Annotated in this window: 27 protein-coding genes; 10 read left to right on the forward strand and 17 right to left on the reverse strand. The window is 59.6% G+C overall.

What is annotated here, in order from left to right; translation table 11 throughout:
* The first annotated feature begins 91 nt into the window (after positions 1–91).
* Positions 92–643: a hypothetical protein gene (locus tag G5S37_RS10770; RefSeq protein WP_165203586.1), complete on the forward strand. Its 552-nt coding sequence runs from the start codon at positions 92–94 to the stop codon at positions 641–643.
* Between the two features lie 86 nt (positions 644–729).
* Here the strand turns inward: G5S37_RS10770 and G5S37_RS10775 are convergent, their stop codons facing one another.
* The 12 genes from G5S37_RS10775 to G5S37_RS10825 all read right to left on the reverse strand — a co-directional run bounded on the left by G5S37_RS10775 (position 730) and on the right by G5S37_RS10825 (position 7,991).
* Positions 730–1,449 (reverse strand): ATP-binding protein, encoded by a 720-nt coding sequence (locus G5S37_RS10775; RefSeq protein ID WP_165203588.1) that lies wholly within the window; start codon positions 1,447–1,449, stop codon positions 730–732.
* Complete coding sequence (locus G5S37_RS10780) at positions 1,442–2,527, reverse strand: DUF1376 domain-containing protein (protein WP_165203590.1); 1,086 nt, start codon at positions 2,525–2,527, stop codon at positions 1,442–1,444. Before G5S37_RS10780 ends, G5S37_RS10775 begins: the two co-directional genes overlap by 8 nt.
* Positions 2,528–2,795: 268 nt before the next feature.
* On the reverse strand, positions 2,796–3,011 hold the full coding sequence (locus G5S37_RS10785) for a hypothetical protein (RefSeq protein ID WP_206026385.1): 216 nt from the start codon (positions 3,009–3,011) through the stop codon (positions 2,796–2,798).
* Complete coding sequence (locus G5S37_RS10790; RefSeq protein ID WP_165203594.1) at positions 3,001–3,432, reverse strand: hypothetical protein; 432 nt, start codon at positions 3,430–3,432, stop codon at positions 3,001–3,003. Before G5S37_RS10790 ends, G5S37_RS10785 begins: the two co-directional genes overlap by 11 nt.
* Before the next feature lie 404 nt (positions 3,433–3,836).
* Positions 3,837–4,160 (reverse strand): hypothetical protein, encoded by a 324-nt coding sequence (locus G5S37_RS10795; RefSeq protein WP_165203596.1) that lies wholly within the window; start codon positions 4,158–4,160, stop codon positions 3,837–3,839.
* A gap of 222 nt (positions 4,161–4,382) precedes the next feature.
* Positions 4,383–4,844, reverse strand: coding sequence for a hypothetical protein (locus tag G5S37_RS10800; protein ID WP_165203598.1), 462 nt, complete (start codon positions 4,842–4,844; stop codon positions 4,383–4,385).
* A gap of 400 nt (positions 4,845–5,244) precedes the next feature.
* Complete coding sequence (locus G5S37_RS10805) at positions 5,245–5,526, reverse strand: hypothetical protein (RefSeq protein WP_165203600.1); 282 nt, start codon at positions 5,524–5,526, stop codon at positions 5,245–5,247.
* A gap of 590 nt (positions 5,527–6,116) precedes the next feature.
* Complete coding sequence (locus G5S37_RS32665) at positions 6,117–6,251, reverse strand: hypothetical protein (RefSeq protein ID WP_276617035.1); 135 nt, start codon at positions 6,249–6,251, stop codon at positions 6,117–6,119.
* A gap of 43 nt (positions 6,252–6,294) precedes the next feature.
* Positions 6,295–6,747, reverse strand: coding sequence for a hypothetical protein (locus G5S37_RS10810; RefSeq protein ID WP_165203602.1), 453 nt, complete (start codon positions 6,745–6,747; stop codon positions 6,295–6,297).
* A 32-nt stretch (positions 6,748–6,779) separates the two neighbouring features.
* Positions 6,780–7,163 carry a hypothetical protein gene (locus tag G5S37_RS10815; protein WP_165203604.1) on the reverse strand — a complete coding sequence of 128 codons (384 nt, stop codon included), beginning with the start codon at positions 7,161–7,163 and terminating at the stop codon, positions 6,780–6,782.
* 70 nt (positions 7,164–7,233) lie between these two features.
* The gene (locus tag G5S37_RS10820) at positions 7,234–7,539 is read right to left on the reverse strand and encodes a hypothetical protein (RefSeq protein ID WP_165203606.1); all 306 of its coding nucleotides are present in this window, start codon (positions 7,537–7,539) and stop codon (positions 7,234–7,236) included.
* Positions 7,536–7,991: a hypothetical protein gene (locus G5S37_RS10825; protein WP_165203608.1), complete on the reverse strand. Its 456-nt coding sequence runs from the start codon at positions 7,989–7,991 to the stop codon at positions 7,536–7,538. The genes G5S37_RS10820 and G5S37_RS10825 overlap by 4 nt, the downstream gene beginning before the upstream one ends.
* 90 nt (positions 7,992–8,081) lie before the next feature.
* On the opposite strand from G5S37_RS10825, the gene G5S37_RS10830 reads away from it, so the two are divergent.
* The 6 genes from G5S37_RS10830 (at position 8,082) to G5S37_RS10850 (ending at position 15,070) form a co-directional block, all read left to right on the forward strand.
* Positions 8,082–8,267, forward strand: a complete 186-nt coding sequence (locus G5S37_RS10830) for a hypothetical protein (RefSeq protein WP_165203610.1) — start codon at positions 8,082–8,084, stop codon at positions 8,265–8,267.
* A gap of 157 nt (positions 8,268–8,424) precedes the next feature.
* Complete coding sequence (locus G5S37_RS10835; protein ID WP_165203612.1) at positions 8,425–8,895, forward strand: hypothetical protein; 471 nt, start codon at positions 8,425–8,427, stop codon at positions 8,893–8,895.
* Positions 8,896–9,239: 344 nt separating this feature from the next.
* Entirely contained in the window at positions 9,240–11,639 is a 2,400-nt protein-coding gene (locus G5S37_RS10840) for a class I SAM-dependent DNA methyltransferase (protein WP_206026386.1), read from the forward strand.
* 24 nt (positions 11,640–11,663) lie between these two features.
* Entirely contained in the window at positions 11,664–12,680 is a 1,017-nt protein-coding gene (locus G5S37_RS32260; protein ID WP_206026387.1) for a hypothetical protein, read from the forward strand.
* Between the two features lie 608 nt (positions 12,681–13,288).
* Entirely contained in the window at positions 13,289–14,293 is a 1,005-nt protein-coding gene (locus G5S37_RS32265; RefSeq protein ID WP_206026388.1) for a hypothetical protein, read from the forward strand.
* 144 nt (positions 14,294–14,437) lie between these two features.
* A complete protein-coding gene (locus tag G5S37_RS10850) occupies positions 14,438–15,070 on the forward strand; it encodes a hypothetical protein (RefSeq protein WP_165203614.1) in 633 nt (210 codons plus the stop codon).
* Positions 15,071–15,430: 360 nt separating this feature from the next.
* Here the strand turns inward: G5S37_RS10850 and G5S37_RS10855 are convergent, their stop codons facing one another.
* From G5S37_RS10855 to lepB, 3 genes are all read right to left on the reverse strand, one after another.
* Entirely contained in the window at positions 15,431–15,745 is a 315-nt protein-coding gene (locus tag G5S37_RS10855; RefSeq protein ID WP_165203616.1) for a hypothetical protein, read from the reverse strand.
* Positions 15,746–15,867: 122 nt separating this feature from the next.
* Positions 15,868–16,389: a hypothetical protein gene (locus G5S37_RS10860; protein ID WP_165203618.1), complete on the reverse strand. Its 522-nt coding sequence runs from the start codon at positions 16,387–16,389 to the stop codon at positions 15,868–15,870.
* Between the two features lie 650 nt (positions 16,390–17,039).
* Positions 17,040–17,597 (reverse strand): signal peptidase I, encoded by a 558-nt coding sequence (gene lepB / locus G5S37_RS10865; protein WP_165203620.1) that lies wholly within the window; start codon positions 17,595–17,597, stop codon positions 17,040–17,042.
* Positions 17,598–19,660: 2,063 nt separating this feature from the next.
* Between lepB and G5S37_RS10875 the strand changes: the two genes are divergently transcribed.
* Both G5S37_RS10875 and G5S37_RS10880 read left to right on the forward strand, forming a co-directional pair.
* Entirely contained in the window at positions 19,661–20,251 is a 591-nt protein-coding gene (locus tag G5S37_RS10875) for a L,D-transpeptidase family protein (protein ID WP_240914848.1), read from the forward strand.
* Positions 20,252–20,264: 13 nt separating this feature from the next.
* Positions 20,265–20,591, forward strand: a complete 327-nt coding sequence (locus tag G5S37_RS10880) for a rhodanese-like domain-containing protein (RefSeq protein ID WP_165203626.1) — start codon at positions 20,265–20,267, stop codon at positions 20,589–20,591.
* Between the two features lie 1,961 nt (positions 20,592–22,552).
* Here G5S37_RS10880 and G5S37_RS10885 read toward each other — a convergent pair.
* Both G5S37_RS10885 and G5S37_RS10890 read right to left on the reverse strand, forming a co-directional pair.
* Positions 22,553–22,831 carry a hypothetical protein gene (locus G5S37_RS10885; protein ID WP_165203628.1) on the reverse strand — a complete coding sequence of 93 codons (279 nt, stop codon included), beginning with the start codon at positions 22,829–22,831 and terminating at the stop codon, positions 22,553–22,555.
* A 4-nt stretch (positions 22,832–22,835) separates the two neighbouring features.
* Positions 22,836–23,909 carry a hypothetical protein gene (locus G5S37_RS10890; RefSeq protein WP_165203630.1) on the reverse strand — a complete coding sequence of 358 codons (1,074 nt, stop codon included), beginning with the start codon at positions 23,907–23,909 and terminating at the stop codon, positions 22,836–22,838.
* Between the two features lie 390 nt (positions 23,910–24,299).
* Between G5S37_RS10890 and G5S37_RS10895 the strand changes: the two genes are divergently transcribed.
* Complete coding sequence (locus G5S37_RS10895) at positions 24,300–24,941, forward strand: hypothetical protein (RefSeq protein ID WP_206026389.1); 642 nt, start codon at positions 24,300–24,302, stop codon at positions 24,939–24,941.
* The last annotated feature ends 446 nt before the right edge of the window (positions 24,942–25,387 follow it).

Below are 25,387 nucleotides of genomic sequence, written 5' to 3' on the forward strand. Positions count from 1 at the left end.
ACCGTTTTTTTGCGGGCCCTCTCACAGAGCTCGAACTCGGACTGGACCATGGTGAAATCTCACCTACCAAGTCCCAAGCCAAAAATCTCCCATGTCCCGCCGCGCGAAACTCTTCATCGCCTCCATCTTCATCATGCTGCTCGCCGTGCTCGGCTGGCAGTTCGTGAGTGCCTGGCGGCCGGAGAATCCGCTGCGCTTCCGCCATGTGGGTGGGAACATGGAGAGGGGGCCATTCGAAGAGGGATACTATCAGTCCATGCAGATGGAACTGCGGAACACCAGCGGTGTGGACGTGATGTTGATATCGGGAACGTTTCGTGAGGAACTTGAATCGAAGGGGGAAGGGCTACTTTCCAGTGCTCATGTGGGGCGCAGGGGAATAGAGGCATTCACCGTCCCGGCCAGGGGCACCCTGATGGTGGACTTCTATTGTTCAACCACCGTGTCGGTAGACGCTTTCAAGAGCATGCAGTCCGAAAAATGGCAGGCACGCAAAGGAAGCGTGCACTACGAGTGGGTATCCCGCTCCAAGGCGCGCGCCGTGCAGGCACACGACTGGCTTCACCGCACACTTCCAGCAGGCTTGGCGAAACTCCTGCCTGAGCTATCTCCATTCTCAGACACCACCACCGTAGAGCCATAACCCACCATCTCACCACTCACCACTCACCACTCACCACTCACCACTCACCACTCACCACTCACCACTCACCACTCACCACTCACCACTCACCCCACCTTCCTCAAGCTCTCCCACGCACACTCCACCATGCCACCCGTCTGGCCGATGCGGTCCACCATCGAGGCGCCGACGGATTTGCCAAAGGCTTCCGCAGTCAGATTCGCAATCAAGACCGTGGGCAGGATGTTCGCGTGACGGTGGTCGATGATATTCACCAGCGTGCGATTCTCCCACTCACTCTCGCTGCGCTCCTGGAATTCATCGATCACGAGGAAGGGTGCTTTGCGATAACGCTCCAGCACCGTCCACTCATCCTCCTGGCTCTGCGGATGCCACGCGCGGCGGATGGTCGCGAAGAGATCGTGCGAGCGCACATACACCCCCGGACTCTGCCCGCGCTGTCGACGCTGCTCCGCCAGCCACACCGCCATCACCGTCTTCCCCCGCCCGCGATCACCGAGAATCGCAAACGTGCCGCGGTTTGCTTGCAGCTTCTTCTGAATGGTCCGCACCATGCGCAGCGGAGCATCCTTGAGCAACTCCAGGTCAGCGATGGCACGCGGGGGCCATTCCTCCGACCAGTCCCGGGTCTTACGGATCTCTACCTGCTTCTGCTTCTCTTCCCAGCCGGTCTTGTTCTCCGCCACACACACCTCACAGAGGACCAGCGGAGCACGGTTGAAAATGGACCGCAGGCTGCGCGCTTCCTCAGCACTCACACCTTCGACAGACGCACCACAGCGCGAGCAGGAAATGGGCTCACTCATCTTCACAGTCCTCCAATCGATAGATTTTCACTTTGCTCACATTCACATCCGTTTGGATCTCGCCTGTTCGCTGTCCACGTTCCGCATGCATGGGTCTGCTTCCGCTTCCATGTCCGCGTTCGTTCCCGTTCGCGTTTGTACCTCCACCACTGGTGCGAGAGGCAGCACTGTGGCCATTTCCATTCGCTCCCGTCTGTCGCCGCAGTTCGGCCTTCGTCTTCTCGAGTGCTTTGGCGTCATCGTTCTTCCGTGTCCGGCAGGACCAGCGGAACTTCAGGTAGCCCGCAAACTTCACGATAGGCCTCGACACACCGTGCTCGTCTCGACGTGTGTAGTCGCCTGTTGAGTCGTGTTCGTTCCAAATCGTGGCTGCGTAGTCGGGGTCCACACCCAGGCTCACCGCAAGGGAGCGGCATTGCGTCTCCGACGTAGGCCACCCCGCCCCCGCGGGGTAAGGGGGAGAGACAGCAAGATCACCATGGGGTGGGTGGTGGGTGGTGGGTGGTGGCGTAACGCTAGCGTCGCGCTCAGCGCACGCTAAGCGTTCGCTAGGCGTGACGCTGAGCGTATCACTGAGCGTATCGCTGAGCGTATCGCTATGCGTCTTCTGATTTCTGCCGGAGGACACGGCCTTTCCAGGGACGCGGGCAGTGGGAGAGGCCGCAGCCTTGCGTGCCTCGCGCTTCGCATTCGTCATGGCTGCACCTTGCCGCCGCCGGCGGATGCGGTCCCGCTGCTTCTCCCGCTCATGCTCCAGCCGCACGTTTCGTCGTTTCCCATCCGCAGCCACGGGGAATTTCTCCAGCACCAGCGGCGAGATCTGCGAGCCCTTGCGATACCCCACCAGCCGCGCCAGCAGGTCCAGGTCCGCCGGCAGGCCATCATTCGTCCACTGGTGCAGCAGCAGGTCCAGATAGTCGCAGCGTTCCACCTTCGTCAGGTGCCGCGTCCCGTGCGTCCACCGCTCGCAGTAGAAGTCAAACGCCGGTGCATCACGCTGCGCTGCAGTCGCCGTTGCTGCTCCCGCCAGAGCGCCCTCCTCGTCTTCCAGTTCAAGTTCCAGTTCGCTAGTCCTCATAAGTCGTCAAAGTTGCTATCGAAATTCTCGTCTTATCTCGTGCCCTCACGTCGCGCACAGCACCAGCATGCCCTCGCCGCCCTTGTCTTAGGGAAGCGATGGCCTTCGAATTCCTGCCCTTCATGCACATCAGGTCAGGAAACAGCGGGTGATTCTATCAGGGAAGGGCCGCAGTGCAGATCAACACAGGCCACCAGTTCGCAAAGCGACCTGGTGCGCTGCATGGGTTCGTCATATGCCATTTCCCTGTTCATCTCATCCCATCTCATCACAGTTTCCTAACCCGCCTCCCACGCGCTCCGCGAACGCTCTTCCGACAGAAGCCACGCAGATGAACCGGCGCCACCGCAGACTCCGGTTCATCCTCACCATCCTCCTCGCTCAGCGCCGGGGCCATCACCGGCGCCGGCACCACATCCGCCTTCACACAGGCGTCCGCATACCGGCGTTCATACTCACCAGGGGAAAGGCGTTCAGTCGTCATGTTCTTCTTCTTCATGATAGGCGGGTGGCTTCTCCCGTTGCAGTTGCTGCACCTTCGCCGTGCAGCGCACACACAGCCCCGGATGTGGCGCGAAGCCCGTGCTCGCACACCGCACCCCGCAGATCTCACACGAGTCATCATACTCTTGCTCTTGCTCGTGCTTGTGTCCCAGCGTCAGGCTTGGTGTTATATCTCCCTCATCCACCACATGGCCAAAGAGATCACCCATCGTCGTGATCTCCATCGGTGGCCGCATCGCGTCCACCAGGCGTATCGCCTCCGCCACACCGCTCACCCCATCTGCCCGGTACAGCATGTCAATCACCGCCTCCAGCGTCGGCGCATGCAGATGCTGCTGCAGCCGCAGTCGCTGCCTGTGCCTGGGCGAGCCCCGCAGGTCTGTGTGTTCATGCCTGTTCATAAATGGAGTGATGGAGTGATGCGTGTGGTGGCCTCACGCGAAGGACCCAGAAGCCGTGACGCGCAGCGTCCTTGGACTGCGTGCAGCCTGCTGCCGCTTTCCAGAGTCCACAGCCTGCTGTGGCGATGGTGACACTCGCTCGTAAGGTGACGCGTCCTGAAAGCTTGGCGACTTCGTCGCTGTGAAGCGTGCATCAGGCTGCACTTGAGGAAAGCGGCAGCAGGCTGCGCGCAGTCCAAGGCCTTCGGCACCGCTTCCGTATCCCTGTCCTTACGTTCATCTGCCAAAGCGGTGCTGCACGCAAGATGGCGCCTGTACTCATCATTCATCATCCCTCAATCCTCTGCTGCTTCGCTGCTTTGCGTTAAATCTCACCTCACTCCACCATCCGCATTTCAGCCTCCTCAATATTCCCCATCATCCCCGCGCATGAAGGACTCCGCATAACGCCGCATCGCCTCATTAAAGGCCTTGCCCGCCAGCTCCGCCGAGTCCCGCGTCGGGCCCTCGATGCTCCCGTTTCCCTCCACATCCGCGCAGTGCTCGCACGCCACATAGTAGCTGCGGCGCACACGCTCCCGCCCATAACTCCGCACCAGGAGTGACCGCCACCCGCACAGCGGGCACGCGGGCAATCCATAGACCAGGTGCGTCTGATGATAGGCCACCGTCTCGGGCGCAGGCATAGACACAGCGGCGGCAGCGGAAATGGAATCACGAGAGGACATGGGGAAAGGGACGAATAGTTGATAGTCGAAGGTTGATGGTTGATAGCCTGAGTCGGTGCGACAGTGAGCGGTGAGCGGTGCGACGGTGTCAGCTTGGACTACAAGGCTGTGGACTCTTAAGCAGGCGCATAACGACGAGTGATGGTGCAGAGGTGTTCAGCAGGGTCTGCCACCGTCGTATTGATTACCGTCGCACCGCTCACCGTCCTACTGTCCCACCGGCTACATCCCCGCCGCCTCCAAATCACCCGCGAGCTTCTGCATATCCCGGTGAAATCCAGACGGGCTTTCCGCATAGTCCGCCACGCGTCGTGTATCCGCGCCCAGCCAGCGGTCGGCGCAGTCCAGGTAGCACAGGCCATCGAAGACATTGCCCACGCGGAATTCATTCAGCGCATACAGCTTCCAGGTCGTCTCCTGGTCAAAGTCCTCCGGACCGCGATGCTCATTCGGCTGCGCGCCCAGGCTCTGGGAAATGGCGGAGCCTGCCAGGCACACCTCGCACACCGCATCCGTGCGGTGCTCGCGATGCCACACATCCATATTGATGCGATAGATATCCGGCCGCCCCTCCACCTTGCGCAGGTCCGCCAGCGCCGCACGGATCAAGGCGGAAGGCTTCGCGGGAAGCGTCGCCCGCTGGGGACTCGTGACCGGAGAAGGGGTGCCTGTAGTCGCAGTCACAGCGGCACCAGCAGAAACATCAGCGTGCGTCACCGTGACGGTGCGGGTGGCTTCGGCCCCAACTTCAACTTCAAGTTCAGCTTCAGCTTCAGCTGGAGCCTGTGCCTGGGTCAGAGCCTGGTCTTGTGCAGAGTTGCATGTCGTCGATTGCATAACAGTTGGAAATGGTGGGTGGGTGGTTGTTTGGGGACGGGATTGGATTTGGAACTTGGGAAGTCGTGGATAACTCATGAAGTGACTGGCAGAGGCAGAGGTAGAGACAGAGGCAGCGACATGCGCGGGTGTTGAAGTTGAAGGAAGTCGGGTCTCCAGACCGGACAGTGGTTGGCGGGTTTTCCTACCCGCCACTCCCACGAGTAGCAGCGATGCATCGTGGCGGCCTTTACAGCCACCGCATCTCTCAGACGAGCGCGAGTGTCAGCGCGAATATCAGGCTGAAGCACAGTGCGGAGAGCGCGAGCCCGAGCCAGAAGGCAATGGCCCCGACCACGGCACCGAGGCAGCTCTGGACCTCCGCGATCTCGTGCAGGTCCTCGCCCTTATCGCCGTCTCCCTCATCGTCCTCTTCCGCATATTCCAGTTCTTGCTCCTGCTCCTGCTCGTTCATGTAAGCGTTCTCGCGCTCGTCTTCGTGATTATCTTCGCGTTCGTCCGTCGTGTTCCAGTCAGAGGGATTACTCATAAGTGTGGTGGATTTGAGATTTGAGATTTGAAATTTCAGAAGGGGATGTCCCGGAGGGCGCCGGCATGGAGGGGCGTCGTGGCCCTGGTGTGGAGATGGGTGGTGGTTCGCAACCGCCCCTTTCTTTGCAGGGGAGGATGCCTCGAAGGCGGATGCCGGTTGCAACCACAGCAGCAGCATCAACTTCTTCTTCTCGCTGACTGCCTGCCACCCATCTCGGGCGGCGTTGGTTTCTCAGTCTAGTCTACGTGAGCAGCTCTACGGTCACTCACGCACGGCCGCGCGACTGCGCAGCGCCTCTCCGGGACAAATGGGATGATGGTTGATAGTCCATGGTTGATAGTTGATAGCCTGATGGTGAAGGAGGTTAGGCGTCCCCGCCTGACAGCGGTCGTTAGGCCTCCGGCCTGACGTTTGGAGCATTGCTCGCCTCGCAAGGAGAGCACCCGTCCTGATGTGTGGTCACCTGCGTGGGATTCAACACAGAGGGCACGGAGACACAGAAACACAGAGTATTTGTAAAGAGCCGGTCAGGCCCTCAGTAACTCAGGCTATCAGCTATCAACCATAGACCATCAACCCTCGCAGCCTTACCCCCTCCACAGCATCTGCCACAGCCGGCGGCCGAGAAGGATGGCGGCGAAAAGCATGAGGAGCGCGACCGGCCACGGCGCCGTGATGGGGTCCAGCGCATAGAGAAGGTGAAGCATGGTGTAGGAGAACATGAGAGGATCGGGTGGAGTTCAGTGATGGAGTGATGGCTGCGGGTCAGGCCGCCTGTGTTGCCTGCCTGCCGCGGCGGCTGGGAGAGGGAAGGGGAGTGGCGGGTGCGCCTGCGCCTGCGCCTGTGCGTGCCTTCGCGCCATCCGTCCCCTTGCTCCTATTTCTGCTCTTCCGCGTGCCTGCGGCCTTCGGGGTGGCGGCCACCACGCCTTCCTTGCGCCGGCGCGAGTTTACCATGGGCAGGCCGTACTCCGCCTTCTTGCGGTCCTCCTGTTTGACTGCGCCCTCCTGGATGAGCCAGTGCACCGCTTCGCGAATGGTGAAGCCGCGGCCACGGAGCTCCGCATACACCGGCCAGAGCGTGCTCCAGCGGCCCACAGGTCCGGTCTTGCGCTTCGCCCATTGGGGCTGCGCCTGGGCTGCCTGTGCCTTCAGGGTGGCCGAAGACGCGGCGGTGGCCGTGTTGGTCGTGGCGGCCGTGGTGGGTTGATCGTTCATTGGAGTGTTATCGAGAAGGTTATCGTGCTGCATTATCTCTTCCCCTTCGTGGGCGTTTGCGTGATGGCCTGGCGCAAGCTGGCTGGGGCAGAGGCAGGGGACTTGCCTCGTGAGCTCGCTCCCTCTCGCGGGCGTGTGCCTGCGTGGCCGCTGCTGTTTCTGCTGCTCCGTCGCCGTGGTGCGGTGCCATCCGCCCACACGCCGTCCCAAATCTTGTCCGCCAGGTGCGTGGCCTGCGCATAGGGCACCGGCAGGCGCACCCCACTGCGCAGGATGATTTCATGCCGCGCTCCGCGTCCCGTGCCGATGCGTACCGCCGCCACCTCACACGCAGAGATGGCATAGCACCCGCTGTAGATGGAACCCGACGCGCCGCCACGGAGTGGAGGTGGGTCGCTGATAGGATGGTGTAGCATAAATGGATGGAAATGGTGGTCGTGCAGGTATCAACGTGGGTCCTTCATGGGGAGGGCAGCTGCAGCGACCTCAGCTGACGATTTCGAACAGCCCATTCCGGAAGGTCGGGTCGTTCACGGCAAATTTTTCCACGCGCAGGAGATTCTCCCTTATGGCCACAGCCTCTGCGTAGGTGAGCGGGACAGTGATGCCGGAACAGAGAATCAATTCATTCCCCTCCACTCCGGGTTTCGCGCTCACGCGGAGCAGAGCCACTTCGGCAGGGTTCAGCATGATGCCAGTGTCAGTCCGTCCTGTGCGACGCGCCGTGCTGAGCGCAGGGCCCGAGGCGGAGGTGGTGGCCATCGCAGAAGGGTGGCTGGTGCGCGTGCTCATGCCCTTCCTCCTTTCCGCTTCATTCCCCTGCTCGTGCTCGCACGCGCATTCACACGCGTGCGCGCTTCCGCAGCGCGCGGCTCCTCGGTGGCAGCCGGGAGAGCGTCGCCAGCCGTGGCCAGATGCGCGCTCGCTGCCGCAGATCCACGCGCCCGCTTCGCACCGTCATGCGCTCCCTTCTTTTCCTGGAGGGAAGGGCGGGCATCACCCGCGTCGGCATCATCGCCCGCATGGCTGAGGTTCGCATTCGCCTTCGCAGTCGCCTGCTTCCGCGCAGCCACATGTGCGGCGTACGAGTCAGAGCCGGCAGGCATCGGATTCCGCCGCATGGCCTGGATGGCCAGCAGCCGGAGTTGCTGCCCCTTGGCCCGACCCTCCCGCCTGGCCAGCGCTGCCAGAGCGGCGTGCTCCGGAGCCTCCAGCGGGGTATTGACATACACAATTGCATTCATAGTTCGGTGTATAGACACCTAATACACGGGTGCCTATACACCCGCAAGAAATTTGTTGAAGAATCTTTTCAAAGGGTGTCGAGTCACCGCATGCCCAATCAGAGAAAAGCCGGGAAACGCATGGTCGGCTTCTACGCCACCGAAGAGGAAGCCACCGCCATGATGGAGGCCGCCAGGCGCGAGGGAAAAACCCTCGCCGACTGGCTCCGCGCGCTCATCCCCGACGAGGGGAAAAAGGCCACCGGCGCCAAGTCCACGAAGAAGAAATCTCAGTAGTATCCCCACGCCTGCGAGGCCCGCGGCAGGACGAGAGAGGGTAGCCGTTTGTTCATGTGAACAGTATGGCGACCCCACCCTCCGCCGCAACCATTTTAAGCGACCGGACCGGTGTTACCGATTGTCAGGAAAAGTAAATTGCCCAACTCTCACTTTCATGCCCGACTCCTACCACACCATCGGCACCGACCAGTGGCAGATTCTGCTCCCCGGCGACTGGGCCTACAAGCCCCCGGAGGGCGACCGTGACCGCCCCGCGCCCTTCTACTTCGAGTCCGCAGATGGCACCAAGGCCGCCTACCTCTCCGTCTTCGACCGCACGGATCCAGACATCCCCGCACTCACCGCCCTCGCCACCTGGCGCGATCACGAAATCACCAACCTCCACGCCATGGCAGATCACCAGTGGGAGATACTGGAGGAGTGGGCGCACGAGGAAGACGGCACCGCCATCTCCGGCAGTGACTGCCTCGCACGCGCCCATGGCTATCGCATCCTCTGCCTGCGCATGACCCGCCACTCCTGGCTCGTCCGCGCCAGCCTGCACGACTATGAGTGCACCGACTATGCGACCTCGCAGCAGTACTTCCAGCCCATCGTGGATTCCTTCGCACCCGTGATCGCATAGCACTCGGTTCTTGGATTACCCGTCCTCGTGCTCGTGCTCGTTCTCGTTCTCGTCCTCGTCCTCGTCCTCGTCCTCGTCCTCGTCCTTCGACTGCCTCATCTCTTACTCTCATCCCGTCTTGGGGAAGGGCGGAGCCCCTTCGTCCACCGCCCATACCCTCGCCACCTGCACGGGGCTGACGTTCCACCTGCATCTTGTAGCAAGTCGCTCATCGCTCTCATCCCGCGCAACCCTTCATGGCCGTCAGCGCTGGACTTTCAATCTTCTCAGTAGCACGCATTGACTTGATAGAGTGCCTTCCATACCATCCGCTTTTTTAGCACGAGGGTCACGAACTGAACACCATGCTTCCTGAAGTATTCATCAAACACTGGGCCAAGGCCGAAGCCAATGAGCGGGCGAATTCCCAAGCCTTTCTCATCGGCCTGACCCAGTTGCTAGGCGTGCCGTCTCCTTCCAATTCCCACGCAGACGGCTACAGCTTCGAGTACCCCGTCAAAGTGCCAGGCACCAGCAATACGAACTACATCGATCTCTACAAGCGTTCTCACTTTGTCCTGGAGTCAAAGCAGTACACCGCAAAGAAAGAGGAGCAGTCCATGCTCCAGCTCGCCGCGCTCAAGGCCGGAGTCGTGGAGGAGAAGAAGAAATCAGGACCGCTGCGTGGTACCGGCGCTTGGGATGACGCCATGGTCCGTGCCAAGGGGCAGGCCGAGCGCTACGTGCGATCCCTCCCAGCGGAAGAGCCGAATCCCCCCTTCCTCCTCGTGTGTGACGTGGGGCACACCATTGAGGTGTATGCGGACTTCACCCAGAATGGCAAGGCCTACCTCCCATTCCCCGATCCGCGCACCTTCCGCATCAAGCTCAAGGACCTCGCGAATGACAAGATTCGCGAACGTCTCCACCTCATCTGGACGAATCCCACCTCGCTGGATCCTTCCAAGGTTTCAGCGGATGTCACCCGCGAGATCGCCGGTTATCTGGCGGAGCTCGCGAAGTCCCTGGAGCAGGCGGGGCATGAGCCCGAGGTCGTTGCCCAGTTCCTCACACGTTGTCTCTTTTGCATGTTCGCGGAGGACGTGGGCTTGCTGCCTGAGGGCTCCTTCACCGAGTTGCTCGCCTCCGTCCCCGGCGATGGTACCGGCTTTGAGGATCTCCTTGGAACTCTCTTCCGTGAAATGAACCACGGCACGGGAAAGAGCATCTCCGTCGTCCTGCGGAAGAAGCTCCTCCGCTTCAATGGCGGCCTCTTCGCTGACCACACCGTGCTTCCCGTGAATGGCATGCAGCTGGGCTTGCTCAAGCAGGCGGCGAAGACGAACTGGCGCAATGTCGAGCCCGCCATCTTCGGCACACTGCTGGAGCGTGCCCTCGTGCCGGAGGAGCGTCATGCACTCGGAGCTCACTTCACTCCGCGCGCCTATGTCGAGCGCCTCGTGCTGCCCACCGTCATGGAGCCCCTCCGCGAGGAGTGGGAGAGCATCCGCGTCGCCGCCATCACCCTGGCGAACAAGGATGACATGAAGGGCGCTCGCAAGCTGGTGAATGCCTTCCATGACAAGCTCTGCGAAGTCACCGTGCTTGATCCCGCCTGCGGCAGTGGAAACTTCCTCTACGTCGCGCTGGAGCATATGAAGCGCCTGGAGGGTGAAGTCATCGATCTCGCCACCGACCTCGGCGTGGATCAGCGGCTGGATCTCACCACCCACACCGTGGACCCGCATCAGTTCCTCGGCATCGAGCTGAACCCCCGCGCCGCCGCCATCGCCGAACTCGTCCTTTGGATTGGCTACCTTCAGTGGCACTTCCGCACCCGCGGCCAGACTCTCCCGGAAGAGCCCGTGCTGAAGACCTTCAAGAACATCGAATGCCGCGACGCCGTGCTGGAGTACGATGGTGAACCTGAACCCGCACGGGATGAGCACGGCCACATCCGCACCGTGTGGGATCGGCGGAGCTATAAGACTGACTTGGTGACGAATCGTGATGTGCCGGATGAGTCCAAGCGTGTGCCACTGTTGACGTATAAGAATCCACGCCCAGCGAAGTGGCCAAACGCAAACTTCATTGTGGGGAATCCGCCCTTTCTTGGAAAAGTGAAATTGCGGGAGGATCTTGGCGATGGATATGCTGAAACGCTCCGTGCTGCTTACCCTCCAGTACCCGAGTCAGCCGACTTTGTGCTCTATTGGTGGCACAAAGCAGCCACTTTGGTTCGTACTGCCAAGGCGCGGCGCTTTGGCCTCATTACAACCAATAGCTTGCGTCAGACGTTCGCGCGACGCGTAGTTCAGATGCATCTGGATGCAGAATTGCCGTTGTCATTGGCATTCGCAGTCCCGGATCACCCTTGGGTAGACACTGTTGATGGTGCTGCAGTTCGCATCGCAATGTCCGTCGGGGTAGCGGGTAGCTCCCCCGGAAGTCTGCTATCCGTGATTGATGAAGTGCCTCAACCAGATGGATCCTCGATTGTCACGTTTGAGGGACGCCGTGGTCAGATTAAGGCTGATCTATCGGTTGGCGCTAACGTGTCAGCTGCCATTCCTCTCAAGGCGAATGCTCTGTTAGCCAGTACTGGTCTGATTCTTGGGGGACGCGGATTCGTTATCACTTCAGGTGAGGCAAAGGAACTTAAGAGGGACTGTCCCTCGGCGAGTAAACTCGTATTTCCATTGAAAAATGGAGACGACATAAATGGCCTGGACAGAAATGCCTATGTGATCGACACAAACGGATGAAGTGAAGAGGAGCTTAAGGCAGAAGTGCCGCAAATTTATCAAAGGCTGCTCACGACCGTCTATCCAGAACGGCAGCAAAACAACGACCCAAAGCTCAGGAAGTATTGGTGGCTATTCAGACGCAGTAATGAGCAGGTGCGTGGCGCTATCCGAAATCTTCCCAGGTTCATAGTGACTGTTGAAACAGCAAAGCATCGAATCTTTAGCTTCGTAGAAGCGCTCACCAAACCTGAGCACAAGCTTGTCGTCATCGGTAGCGATGATGCGCATGTGTTGGGCGTCGTATCCAGCAACATTCACGTGAAGTGGGCACTCGCTCAAGGGGCTTTATTGGAAGATCGCCCTGTATATCCTAAGTCGGAATGCTTCGACCCATTCCCATTCCCCCTCTGCGGCGAAGAGGAAAAGCACCGGATCCGCACTCTCGCCGAGGAACTCGACGCCCACCGCAAACGTGCTCAGGAAAAGCACCGTCTCTCCCTCACCAGCATGTACAACGTGCTGGAGAAGCTCCGTGCCGGCGAGACTCTCACCGAGAAAGACAAGGGCGTCCACGATCGCGGCCTCATCTCCATCCTTAAGCAGCTCCACGATGACCTTGATGCCGCCGTCTTCGCCGCCTACGGCTGGCCCACCACCTTGACCGATGCAGAAATTCTCGAACGCCTCGTCGCTCTGAACGCCCAGCGCGCTGCCGAGGAAAAACGCGGCATCATTCACTGGCTCCGCCCCGAATACCAAAACCCCACCGGCCAGTCCGCCGCCCAAGGCACCCTCAACCTGCCCCCAAAAAAGTCCGCCACCAAGAAGGCGCAGGGCTCAGCCGCTCCTGCCCCCAAAGGCAAAATCCCTTGGCCAAAATCCATCGCCGAACGCATCCGCGTTACCGAGCAAGCTCTTCATGCCGCAGGACACGCCGTCACCGCGGGGGAACTTGCCCAACGTTTTTCACGTGCCCAACCGAAGGACGTTCAGGAAATTCTAGAAAGCCTTGTGGCCTTTGGACGAGGGCACCGGAATGGAGACACCTTCAGCGTGTAGGATAGCTAGCAAACGATGCCACACCAAATCCCAGTCCAACCGGCCTCCGAGAGGCATACTATTCTCAATGCTTACGCGGAATGGACTGTACTTTCAGCTTTGAGGCAAGCACCGCGAAATTTTCGCAGCAGGGAGAAGGTCTATTCTGCCATTCGCAGGGTCGGGCTTGGTACATCAACCGTGTTGCGGACAGAACTTGGAGCCATTTCTCCACCCAAATTCAACCGGTGGCACTCGGAAACGATTGACCTTCTAGTGGCACAGAATCCCGAACTGCGGAATCAGGTGGGATGGGCGGCAAAAATCATCAATATCTATCTCAAGACGTACGCCTACGTCGGTGACGGAGGAAGGCCCGGTTTGAGGGAATGCTTGCATCCTCCCATCGATGGAGGTCTGTGGGACGGTGTAAGAAAGAGGTACAGTAAACGATCGGATATACTTTCGGATACACATTGCGTCTCCCGAATCAACCAGATTACGAGTTACGGCATCTATCAGCAGGTCCTCCGTGGCTTGGGGCGTATCGCTGCCGAAAAAGGGTGGATGCTCATTGAAGTGGAGAGCCTGTGGGAAGGCACTGTTATAAAAAAATCACGGACCTAGCCATGCTCTGGACGCCCCAACACCAATTCCACCCCGATCCCTTCGAAAAGGAAGCGGAGCTCGAGGTTGTCATCCGCGAGGTGAAGGCCACGCTTTTCGGTGAGAACCGCATCTATGTAGATGTGAAGAAACTCATCGGCGAGAGAGGCAAAACTCAGAACATCCCAGACGGCTACCTTCTCGACTTCTCCAGTCCGAAGCGCCCCGTGCTCTACCTTGTAGAGGTGGAACTGGCGAAGCATGACCCACTGAGGCACATCGCCCAGCAATTGTTGAACTTCTTCCTCTCCTTCAAAAGCACGCCGCAAAGGATGAAGCAAATCCTGACCGAGCACCTGCTGAAGAACCCGGAAGCGATGAGGCAGTGCGAGGACTACGCCTTGAAGAACGGATTCCGGAATCTGGATTACCTGCTGGAGCAGATGATTTACTCCGAGCAGGCTTTCAACTGCCTCGTCATCATTGATGAGCTGGAGGATGAACTTGAGAGCATTCTGCACAGCTCACTTGGATTCCCCGTGGAGACGCTCACGGTGCAGCGGTACCAGTCTGAGCAGGGTGGGGTGGTGTACCAGTTTGAGCCCTTCTTGTATGACCTGAGTTCCCAGAGCGCCACGACGGTGCCGGACAAGGGAAACACTCCCGCGATAGACCCCGCAGAGATTGATACGGTGGTGGTTCCAGCGCGCGAAGACGGCTTTCAAGAGACCTTCCTGGGTGAAAATCGCTGGTATGCAATTCGCATCCATTCCTCCATGCTGCCGAAGATTCGCTACATCGCCACCTATCGCGTGGCTCCTGTTTCCGCCATCACCCATGTGGCGGAGGTCTCGAAAATAGAACCGTGGAAGGACACGGGAAAATACGTGCTCGATTTTAAGGAGTCAGCGAAGGCGATGACACCGATTCCGCTCGTTCCCGGAGGTCGCATCATGGCTCCTCAAGCCCCGCGCTACACCTCCTTTGCCCGTTTGCAAAAAGCAAAGAGTCTGGATGAAGTGTTCTGATTTCGGGTGGTATGATGGGTGGGCAATGTGTCAGCGTTAGCCTCGAAACGGACTTCTTGCTGTAGAGAATACAGAGCGTGCGATAAAGCCCGCGACAAGTGACTTGATAAAGAAACGCCCAGACTCAAGATCATCCAGGAATCGATGAAGCTATTCCTTCTACTCAGCACCCTGCTCTGCGTATGCGCCTGCAGTACCAACCGCAACCCCAGCAGCACTTCGAGCGCGAAGACCGCCTCCCTGGAGCCGTTCCGGCTCCCTGCGTATCTGCTGGTTCCCGGCAATCTTCACGAAAACTCGAAGACCCAAGGAAACCCGGTTCCCCGGACGCCGGGTGAGGTGGTGCAGGCAGTCACGTTCGCACACGGCTCGGGGCAAGGCGGCTTCGATAGTGTCCGGCTGGATCGAGAGGGCAACGTCGTCTTTGTGATCGCCATCGACGAGAATAACCGTAGATATGAAAGGCACACCTTCCAGGTGCCGGCGGAAAAGGCGCGTGCTCTTCTCGATGGCACCGGGGTCCAGGGGTGCTTTGGACTGCATCGTCTCTATACGGCTGGAGTGAATGATGGAAGCCAGGCGTTCATGCGCATCGACTCCAATAAGCGCGGGAGGACCTATTGGTTCGACAACTTTTATCCAGAGCGTTTGAAGCAGTTCACGGCGGAGCTCGATAGATGGATCGCGCAGGCAGATGCCGATGCCGATGCTGTCCGTGTGGGCGTCCCTCGTCGCGACGATGGGTTCCAAGTGTACCACCAATCTGCCATTCACTGACCAGCCTTCGGCGGCGGAGCCCTGCCGAACGCTATCGGCACGTCTCGTGATGTGTCCGACGCAAACCAGCAAGAAGCTTTCCCAAACACGCACCACCTTGCGCGCAGCGCCTTGGAGTGCGTGTGCGTAGCACCGCTTTTGGTCTGTCGTGTCTCCTCCGGTCTATCGTGTCGCGCACCAGATAATCCGGTAGGGGGCCGCTGCGTTAGGTTAAGAAACAATGCGCGGTTTTAACAGGGAGATAGCGCACTGCCTGCCAACTCGACGCAAAGCGTTCCTTCCACGTGCCAGATGAAGGATGGCATCGGGACATGTCAACAACATCAGACGCATCAACAAGTGTGCGCGACGTTTGCCACTTCACCGATGCCCCAGACCCAGACGCTTCAGTCCATTCGCCAGCGGACCATCATGCAAATGCAGGATGCCCTGCTCTTCTTTTCCATGCCCCTTCCCGTGCAAACCGCGATACAGCATCGCTCCGGCCAGCGCGAGGGTCACCAGCTTGTGATAACCACGGGCGCGAAACGCCTGCACGAGCCCCGCGCCACCTGCGAGGAGGAAGCCCAGATTTTCCGCACCACCCACACCTTGGGCATGTCCATGCCGCTGGTGATGGAGCGAGTCGTGCCCACGCGAGAGCGCCGAGGAGAGAAGTGAAGAAAGAGATTTCATGGCAAGGGGGAAGGGGATTGCAGCCAAAAAACAGGTCTTCTATGAATCGCACCCCAGCCGCCCCGTGGAGGGTCGCCGGGGGTGCGTTCGATTCGTCTCAAGCCTCCTCACTTCACTTCACTTCACTTCCCGTCCCCGTCTGCATCGCCGGGGATCGCGCGTTCTACACGATCCCACGCTGCGCGCGAGGCGTGCTTGGCCTTGTCCCAGCCCAGGCGCGACTGGCCTTTGCGTTCCTCCCACATCCTCGCGAAATCGGATTCGCCTTCGTCGAAGTTGCGATACTTCTGCGAACCATACGCCTCATATCCCTGGCGATAGGCGGGCTCATAGTCTTCGTAGGTCGCATTGGGTTCCACGTAGCCTTCCTTCCTCCAGTTCTGCTCCCAGTACGCGTTTTCCACCGTGGGATTCAGCGCTTCACCGGCTCCCTTGCCAACGAGCCCGCCGACCACGGCGCCGACTGCGGCACCGACCGCCATGCCCACGGGGCCACCCGGGATGCCTGCTGCGGCACCGGCCACACCGCCACCTGTCGCGCCCAGTCCCGTGCCCACCGGATGTGCTCCCGGTGCTCCAGTGATGGGGTCTTCATTGCGAAGGTCGGCGCGTTTCTCTGCTGCCTTGTCTCTTTCGGTTTTCATAAGATAGGAAGGTGGGGGTTATGATAATGTTTTGAATGCTCTATGGCATCGCTTGTGCAATGCAGCGCGAGTGTGTGAGAGCAGGCAGCACGCATTCCTTTTTGCCAGACACGTGCGCCATCGTGCAAAACACTGGAGTGCGCGTCGCGTTATCGAAACGAATGCAGAATACACACGCGAGCCCACGAGTGTGCGATGGGCTCTGCATGTGAGCGTCCCTCTACACCAAGGGACGGTAGGGATGCGCTCCTGCGCGTCCGTAGATAGCGGGCGGAGGTGGAGGGAGATGCAGCGTCGCGAGGCCGTTTCGTGCTCTAGCTCCGCACCGCCACCGCCCATCTAAAGAGGGACGCGCAGGAGCGCATCCCTACCGCATCTTTGGTGGAAGGACGTTTGCCTTGGAAGGCGTGGTCCCCGGAATTGCTTCGACTGGGCATCCTGGATCGCAATCCATTCGCATCTTTCACGCTTTGGGAAAGACTGGAGGTCCACCGCCCTGTTCGACAAAATGGGGGCAGGAATGCCCCCACTCCTTGAAGCGCATGCCACCCGATATGGGTATATCATTACCCATCAGAACATCTCACAACTGAGAACTGAGAGCCAAGAACCAAGAACTCACCGCCCCAGCTGCTCCCCGAGCTTCAATATCAATACCTCCTTGCCCGGTCCAGCGGCCACACGCAGCTCTCCACTCTTCCTCGCAGGGCCTTCAGCGGGACGGTGCCCCAGAAGCGGCTGTCGTAGCTATTGTGGGTATTGTCTCCCAGCACATACACCTCGCCGGGGGGCACGGTGAAGGTATCGCGCGAGGTGCGGAGGCGTGCTGAGGGGAAGTCCAGGGTCACATAGGCGCGCGCTTCCAGCTCCGGCGCGGGGACGCCATTCACCAGCAGCTTCTCATCCACGATCGAGATGGTCTCACCTGGCAGTCCCACCACCCGTTGCAGGAAGTACCCTGGCTGGTCATCACGTGTTTCGATGGCCGGCACATCTCCCGTCCAGAGCGTCACAATCTCCCCGCGTGCAGGCACGGTATTCCCCCGGTAGGCGCGGAGGTTCACATACACCCGGTCACCTGGCTTCACCTCCGGATCCATCCCTCCCGTGGGCACCGCAAAAATCCTCGACCCAATCCCCACCGGCACCACCGTCATGAGTAGCCACACGGGAAGCACCACGCAGAGCAGCAGCAGCAGGATGCTCAAGCCCCACGTCCGCTTGCGCCCGTGCCCCATTTGCTTGCCACCACGAAGCGGAACCTTCTCCCCACCCGCACCTGGCACCGGAGGCGGCAGCGCGGGCGGTCCTGGTGATGGTGACGACGGCGACAACGAAGACGAAAACGAAGACGCCGGTCTCGAATCTGAATCATTCATGTGGCAGCAAAAAAGAAAGAGGAGGGCAGCGAGTACGCCGCCACCCTACACGACCTACCACACCCCGCGCAACGCCTCGCATCACAAGTTCCGGCAACTTGAATCAACACCCATGCGTGATGAAATTTGGTTCGTGGTTCGTGGTTCGTGGTTGGCGCGTCTCGTGACTCCGCTCGCAGTCCGCGCCATGAAGCAATCTCATCACCGACCACCTTGCGCGCAGCGCCTTGGAGTGCGTGTGCGTAGCACCGCTTTGGGGTGCGACTCAAATAATCCGATTCATCTTTTATCCACCCCAGATTCTCAAGCAGCAGCCTCGCCCGATTCGTGGCTTTGGAGGTAGGGGAGATGGTGAAGCTCTGGAGACGCTTCAAAGCGGTGCTCCGCACACGCACTCCAAGGCGCTGCGCGCCAGGTTGTGAGTGGCGGAGTGGTTTCCCATGGTGAGATGAGGTCATTTCACGAGACGAATCGGTTTTGAGAACTGTCTCGTGACACCAACGCGCATGCTCGCGCAGCGAGGCTCCGGGCCATGCCACCTTGCGCGAAGCGCTTTGGAGTGCGTGTGCGTAGCACCGCCTTGGGGTATGGCTCAATCAATCCGAATACGTTGCTTATCCACCCCAGACTCTCCTTCAACAGTGGTGGAGTCTGAACGCTGCTAGTAGTATTTTAAATCATAATAACTTCCGCTTGGTGGATAAGGCATCCCAGCCAATTTCCACCACCATTCCGAGTAGACATCGAGCGGTTTGCTCAAGGGGGTGTATTTGTGAAGATATGCCACCGGTCTGTAAAATACCTTTTGCCAGTCCGGTGGCGGCTCGGGCAGCGTGCCCTTGATCTGGAAATGTCGTATCGGACCTGTGCTTCCCACGTACAACGTGAAGACCGCCAAAATGCACAGAGTCCAAATGATGGCGCGCGATTTTTTTGGCGCTCCTTCTTTCATGTGAAAAGCTTAAGCTTTCGCACTCATTTGTCATCCAGAAGGGAGCGCGAAGAGCGAGTGGAGCGTGCGCGTTGTTGCTGTCGGGTCACAAGACCCAACGCCCACTGTCAGGCCGGAAGGCCTAACCTCCCCCGAGCTTCTTCGTGGCTTTTGCCACTTTGCGATAGACCTCATGCTGGTTGCTTTCACCTAGCGCGAGACCTGCGCAACTCTGCCTCCTCTGCATCGAAGTGTGCCATCTCGCTCTATGTAGCATCACCGTGGCACCCAAACCCTCTTGCTTCTTTGGGTCCTTTGCCTCACTGCCCCTTTGCGGTTAAACAGAAGTGTCCGTTTGGTGTAAAGAGCGAGTTGGTGTGTGCTTAATGTTGCTGGTCAGGCGAGACGCCTAACGACCGCTGTCAGGCGGGGACGCCTAACCTCCTTGGAACTTCTTTGCTGCTTGGCGTTTTCCTCTTAAAGCAGGTCAAACGTCAGGCCCGTGCAGGTGGATATGCCGGACGCGGGTGGATGAAGGCCCTTCGGGCTTCCCACGCCTTACCCGTGCCATCCCTCCATGCGTATCCTGTCTCACCCTGCAGCTCCGAAGACCGAAGACCGGATTCCGAATTCGTCGCTTCAACCAACACCCGCCGCACGATTCATCATCGCCCACCCATCACGAACCCCCCGTCACCGTCACCGTCACGGTCACCACCACCACCACCGCGCCGCACAACGCACGTCACAACACGCCGCGCAACCACAGATCATCCATCCACACCACGCTCGTCACATCCGCCCCAAAGTGGACAACCATGCTCCGGTGCTCCATACTGCCGCACCCCAAAACCCCCCTTTCTTCCCTTTCTTTCGCATGCGCCTGATGCTCTCGTCCCTTGTTCGTCGTCTCCGTCCTTCCCTTCTCAGCACACGCAGCGCGTGCCGTGTCGGTCTCAGCATGGCCTCGGTCCTGCTCCTCGCCAATTGCGCGGACGTCTACTATTACGGACCCGCTGGCGCGAACTCCGGCCGCACCGTCTACCTTGAGGGCTACGACCCCGGTGACAGCCGCTACGCCGGCCAGCCCACCGATACCAACTCCTGGTGGCGCGGCGATGGCGTGCCCGGCGCCCCGCACGTCGTCATCTCCCTCAGCAAGCAGCAGGCCTTCTTCTATAAAGGCGGCCAGCTCGTCGGCGTCTCCTCCCTCTCCACGGGCGATGTCGATCACCCCACGCCCACCGGGAAGTTCACCATCTCACAAAAGAACCAGTGGCACCAGTCTAGCCAGTATGGTGATTATGTAGATTATAACGGAAACGTCGTCGCTTCGAATATCGACCGCAACGCAGACCCCCAGCCTCCGGGGACGACGTATGATGGAGCAAACATGCACTATTTCATGCGCTTCACGCGCGGCATCGGCATGCACGCCGGGTATCTTCCCGGTTATCCCGCCAGTCACGGTTGTGTGCGTATGCCCGTGGACATGGCGCAGGCGTTTTTTCGCAATGTGAGTGTTGGCACGCCCGTGGAAGTGCGCTACTAAAGCGCTCTCCTAAATGGATATTTCCCCCGAAGAACTTCACGAGCTGATGCAGCGCCCCGGTCCGCGCGCGTTCCGGCTCATTGACGTGCGCGAAGAAGACGAATTCCGCTACTGCAAGCTGGACTGGGCCGAGCTCATCCCCCTGGGAACCCTCCCGCAGCAGGCCCCCTCGCGCCTGCTGGACCTGGACCGCTCCATCGTGGTCTACTGTCACCACGGCGTCCGCTCCCACCACGCCGCCGAGTGGCTCCGCGGCGCCGGCTACAAGAGCGTCTTCAACCTCACCGGCGGCATCGACGCCTGGTCCGAGCGCGTGGACGCCCGCGTGCCGAAGTATTGAGGGGGGAGGAGGTTAGGCGTCCCCGCCTGACAGCGGTCGTTAGGCGTCCCGCCTGACCAGCAACAGCAAGTACACACACCACTCGCTCATCACGCAGAAGGAACGCTTCCGGTTAACCGCAAAGGGGCAGAGAGGCAAAGGACGCAGAGGAGTGAATGGGTTTGGCGATGGGGTGGTGAACGCGCAAGGGCGTGGCACACCTCGAAGCAGAGGAGGCAGAGACGCACAGGACGCGCGGTGGGTGGAAGCGACCTGCATGGTTGTTATCGCAAAGCAGCAAAAGCAACCAAGCAGCAGAGAAGCCCCAAGGAGGTTAGGCGTCCCCGCCTGACAGCGGTCGTTAGGCGTCCCGCCTGACCAGCAACAGCAAGTACACACACTACTCGCTCTTCACGCAGAAGGAACGCTTCCGGTTAACCGCAAAGGGGCAGAGAGGCAAAGGACGCAGAGGAGTGAATGGGTTTGGCGATGGGGTGGTGAACGCGCAAGGGCGTGGTGATGTCTCGACGCAGAGGAGGCAAAGACGCACAGGACGCGCGGTGGGTGGAAGCGACCTGCATGGTTGTTATCGCAAAGCAGCAAAGCAACCAAGCAGCAAAGCAGCAGAGAGAGTGTGTGTGCCTGTGGTGAAGCGCAAATGAGCGCAGCACGAACCAAGGAGGTTAGGCGTCCCCGCCTGACAGCGGTCGTTAGGCGTCCCGCCTGACCAGCAACAGCAAGTACACACACTACTCGCTCTTCACATGAAAAGGACGTTTCCATTTAACCGCAAAGACGCAGAGGGGCAAAGGACGCAGAGGAACGAGAGGGTTTAGCTGCAGGTACGATGCACGCGCAAGGGCGTGGTGCACCTCGATGCAAAGGCGGCAAAGACGCACAGGACGCGCGGTGGGTGGTGCTACCTGCATGAGTTTTATCGCAAAGCAGCAAAGCAGCAAAGCAGCGGTTGAACGGAAACGGCCGCGCTGTGTGAAGAGCGAGTAGTGTGCGCCTTCCGGCAGGCAACAGGTCTCCCCATCACGTCAAATAAACCACCCCTCCACAAAGCGGGCAGTCCACGTTCTTCGCGTAGGAGGCAACCTCACGTTTGCAGCGTGAGCAATCCCCTGACTCTGCATACCCGTACCACTCCCGCTCCTTCCAAACCTCGGCTTCTCGAGGTGGGGCGAGCAGGGACAGATTCCATTCATCAGGATCAAGCATCGGGTGCGGATCCGTGCACCGGTTGAATTCACAAAGCACCAGCCTGCTCTCAATGCCGTTCTCATGGGACGCGCGCCCTTCAAGGACAGGAGTGAGTATTCGCAACAGCTCCGCAGGTGAACTCCTGGCGAGAAACTCTCGAACTAGGTCTGCATCTATTTCAGGCATATGGGCATATAGGCATGTGGAGATGCCCCACTATCTGGAGATTCGCCAAGGTCTCAATGGCATCCTTCTTGCAAGCCATCATCCAATCCCGGATCTCGACCCAGCCCTTCTGAGCCGAGGGGGGACGTCATGGAGCCCCACTTCCACGGTATTCCTTGCCTGGAGAAGCCGCCAAGTAGTGCAATGCCTGGTGTGGTGTCCGCAAGTTTCTTCCATTACTCTGATGCTTCTGACATGGCGTAGAACCAGTTCAGGTGGCCTAACGTACTCCTACGCCGAAGGCGTTGCACATTGTCCAGCCCAAGGTCAGCTTGCGAAGCAAGCGCCACCTTGGGTGGCTGTCACAAGCGGATTGAACGCCGAAGGTGTTCCACAAACAGCCGTCAAGGCCGGACAACATGGCTTGCCGGTAGATCGTCTTTGTGGAACACCTTCGGCGTTCATGAGTCATGATGCCGACCCAGGGTGGCGCCCGCTTCGCGGGCTGACCCTGGGCTATGCATGTGCAACGCCTTCGGCGTAGAAGTTGCCAAGAATTGTAGCCGAATTCTGTGCCATTTATTATTGAAGAAACTTGTGTGACACCACGCCTAATACGCCTCCGCCGGACCCGGCGCCGCACCCTCGTATACCACAGGCAGGCCGGCGGCCGCGGCTTCCACTTCGGGCAGCGGCACCGGTGCGTCATCGGACACCGTCACATACAGCGCCCACCTCCCGTCCTCCGTGCAGGTGATGCCGGAGGTGCGCACCTGCGGATGATGCAGGTTCTCCGCCAAAGCCACCAAGTCAGGAGGAGGGGTCTCCGAAGTTGGCTCTCCGGGTCGATGGGTGCCGTAGGGCTTTTTAATGACGGAGCGAGCAGGCATGCCCTCAGGCTGGCATCACTTGGAACCGGGTGCAAACGGCCGTCATGTCACAGGCGGTCGTATACGTCCCATCACCCGCGAAAAGCAGGGCCACTGCACGCCCCGACTCGGAGCCAAGGATGAACGATCCCGAATCACCCGGGCTGCTGAAGGGTCCACCATCGCCAAGCATCAGCACACAACCGTCAAAGGTGGCAACCAGCGGGTTTGCTTTGGTCCCATAGTTGACCTGCACACCGCTCACGTTGGTTGCGACCACGCTCCCCTGGGTCACCCCCGTCGTGCGGCCAGACTTGGTGACAGCCATGCCGGGTATCGGGGAGCCAATCTGCGCCACGTAATTTGGGATGCCAAACATCTGTCCCGGAACGGTATGGAGATTCGTGTTGTCGAGAGTCGCGATGGCGGCATCCATCTTATTGCGCGGTGTCACACCATCGGACGGAAAAAGAATGGGCTCATAATCTGAAAGAGTGGCCACCAGGTCATTCACAGACGCACCGAACTGTTGGCCGATGTGGCTGCCAAGTGGCCGTCTGTTCGTATCTGCCAGTACGTGGTTGTTGCTGAGCATGAAGTAGGTATCGCCCCGTTTGACCATGCCGCCCAAAGTGCCTACATAGTTGACTCCAGCCGGGGCGATCTGTATCCCTCCCTGGAGCGGACGACGGCGCGCCTGATGCTCGGGCGGTGTCGTCTGGGCAGTGGCCCCCGCGGCTGCCTTCTTGGCTTTCGTAGCCGCCTTCTTTTTCGCGAGCGCTTGCTGGATGGGGAGTCGTTCAATGTCAATCTGCACCCCATCAAAGGACTTGCTGGTGAGAGCGGGCACTTTCGCTCCCAGGTCCCGCTTGTCGAAGACATAGACTTTAATGACAAATGTCTTCCCTGAGATTTTGCCATTCTTGGTTCGCAAGCCCACACCCGTGGCATGCACGTTCGTGAGCGGCGCTTTGCGCGTAAAAGCCGCGGTTCCGCGTTTTGAGAGGGCAGAGGCGGTCACGGATTCATTGAGCTGCCCTTCCAGAAGGGCTCCACGATAGGATTCGAGTGCCTGCAAGGCTTCAGCGTAAGAGGCCATAAGATGAGGTCGGTTTGAAGTTTACTAGAACGCAGTGCCGGCGATGCAGAAACGCAAAACGACACCTGGAATCCAGATTAACAAAGAGGTGCAGAAACGGTCACCAACTATTTCACCGGATATGTATGAACAAATATATATGTATGAATGAATATGTAGCGCCGCTGCAGAGGGAGATGGTGATTTGAGGGATTGCATCAGGCAGCGTCGAGAAAAGATTCGTGCGGTCCACAAGGTGAACAAAAAATTTGTTTGCGATGGGGGAGTCGCGGGCATGCGAAATCCAGTGTCTCTTTCTTGGAAAAGACCTCACCACGCATGTGCTCATTTGCAATCGTCCCCCCGCATGTCTAAAGGATTCTCATGACACCTGAGGAGATGGACAAAAAAATGGGACAGGCACCCCGTGAGGTTCGCCGGGACGGTGCTCGCGTCTACGCATCACCCATGCTCGATGGCAGGACACGCATCACCGTGCTCCGCTCCGACGGCTCCGAGGAGACCTTCAAGGCGATGCATGTCGACCCGAATGATGCCACCCATCAAAAGCTCGCCGCCTTCTTCAGTACATCCACAAACCAAAAGCCACCCGTCTCCCGGAGCCCACGCAAAAGCGGTGGGATTTTCACGGCGCTCTTGGGGGCTCTCCTTCCTGGAAGCGCCGCTTTGCATACCGTCTTGCGCGAGTTCGATTCCATCGGTGCGGAGATCACCGATCGTGACGCCTTCGCCCGCCTCTCTGCCGCGACCCGGCCCCTTCTGCGGCGGGACAAGTCCAACATCGCCCAAGCCTTGAAAAGCGGCGTGTCTCCCGCCCATGCGGCTCTCACCGCCCTGGTGACTACCGCGGAAGACCAGCTGAAGTCCGGCTCCCTGAGTGTGCAGCGTGGCGAGCTCAGCCAGGAAGGCGAGTCCCTCCTGCGCCTGGCCAAGTCGCTCGTGTGGCGCATGGTGAGCCTGGGAGCCATCAGCTCAGCGGAAGCCGCCAAGCGCATCCACGAAATACGGGAGAGGGTGAAAGAGGCTGGTTGAGCCAATCGAGAAAGAACCTGGGAAGCCCGGAGGGCCTTCGAATCCCCGCACCCCGCATCTCCCCCTGCACCGGCCTGACGTTCGACCCGCTTCAAGAGGAAAACGCAAAGCAGCCAAGCAGCAGAGAATTCGACGGAGGTTAGGCGTCCCCGCCTGACAGCGGATGTTAGGCGTCCCGCCTGACCAGCAACCACACACCACTCGCTCATCACACAGCACGGCCTCTTCCGGTTAACCGCAAAGACGCAGAGAGGCAAAGGACGCAGAGGAACGAGAAGGTTTGGCCGCAGGTGCGATGCACGCGCAAGGGCGTGGTGCCCCTCGACGCAGAGGAGGCAAAGACGCACAGGACGCGCGGTAGGTGAATTTTGCCTGCATGGGCTCAATCGCCAAGCAGCAAAGAAATTCCAAGGAGGTTAGGCGTCCCGCCTGACAGCGGAGGTTAG

The sequence above is a fragment of the Roseimicrobium sp. ORNL1 genome (assembly GCF_011044495.1).
In the GTDB taxonomy this organism is placed as follows: Bacteria; Verrucomicrobiota; Verrucomicrobiia; order Verrucomicrobiales; family Verrucomicrobiaceae; genus Roseimicrobium.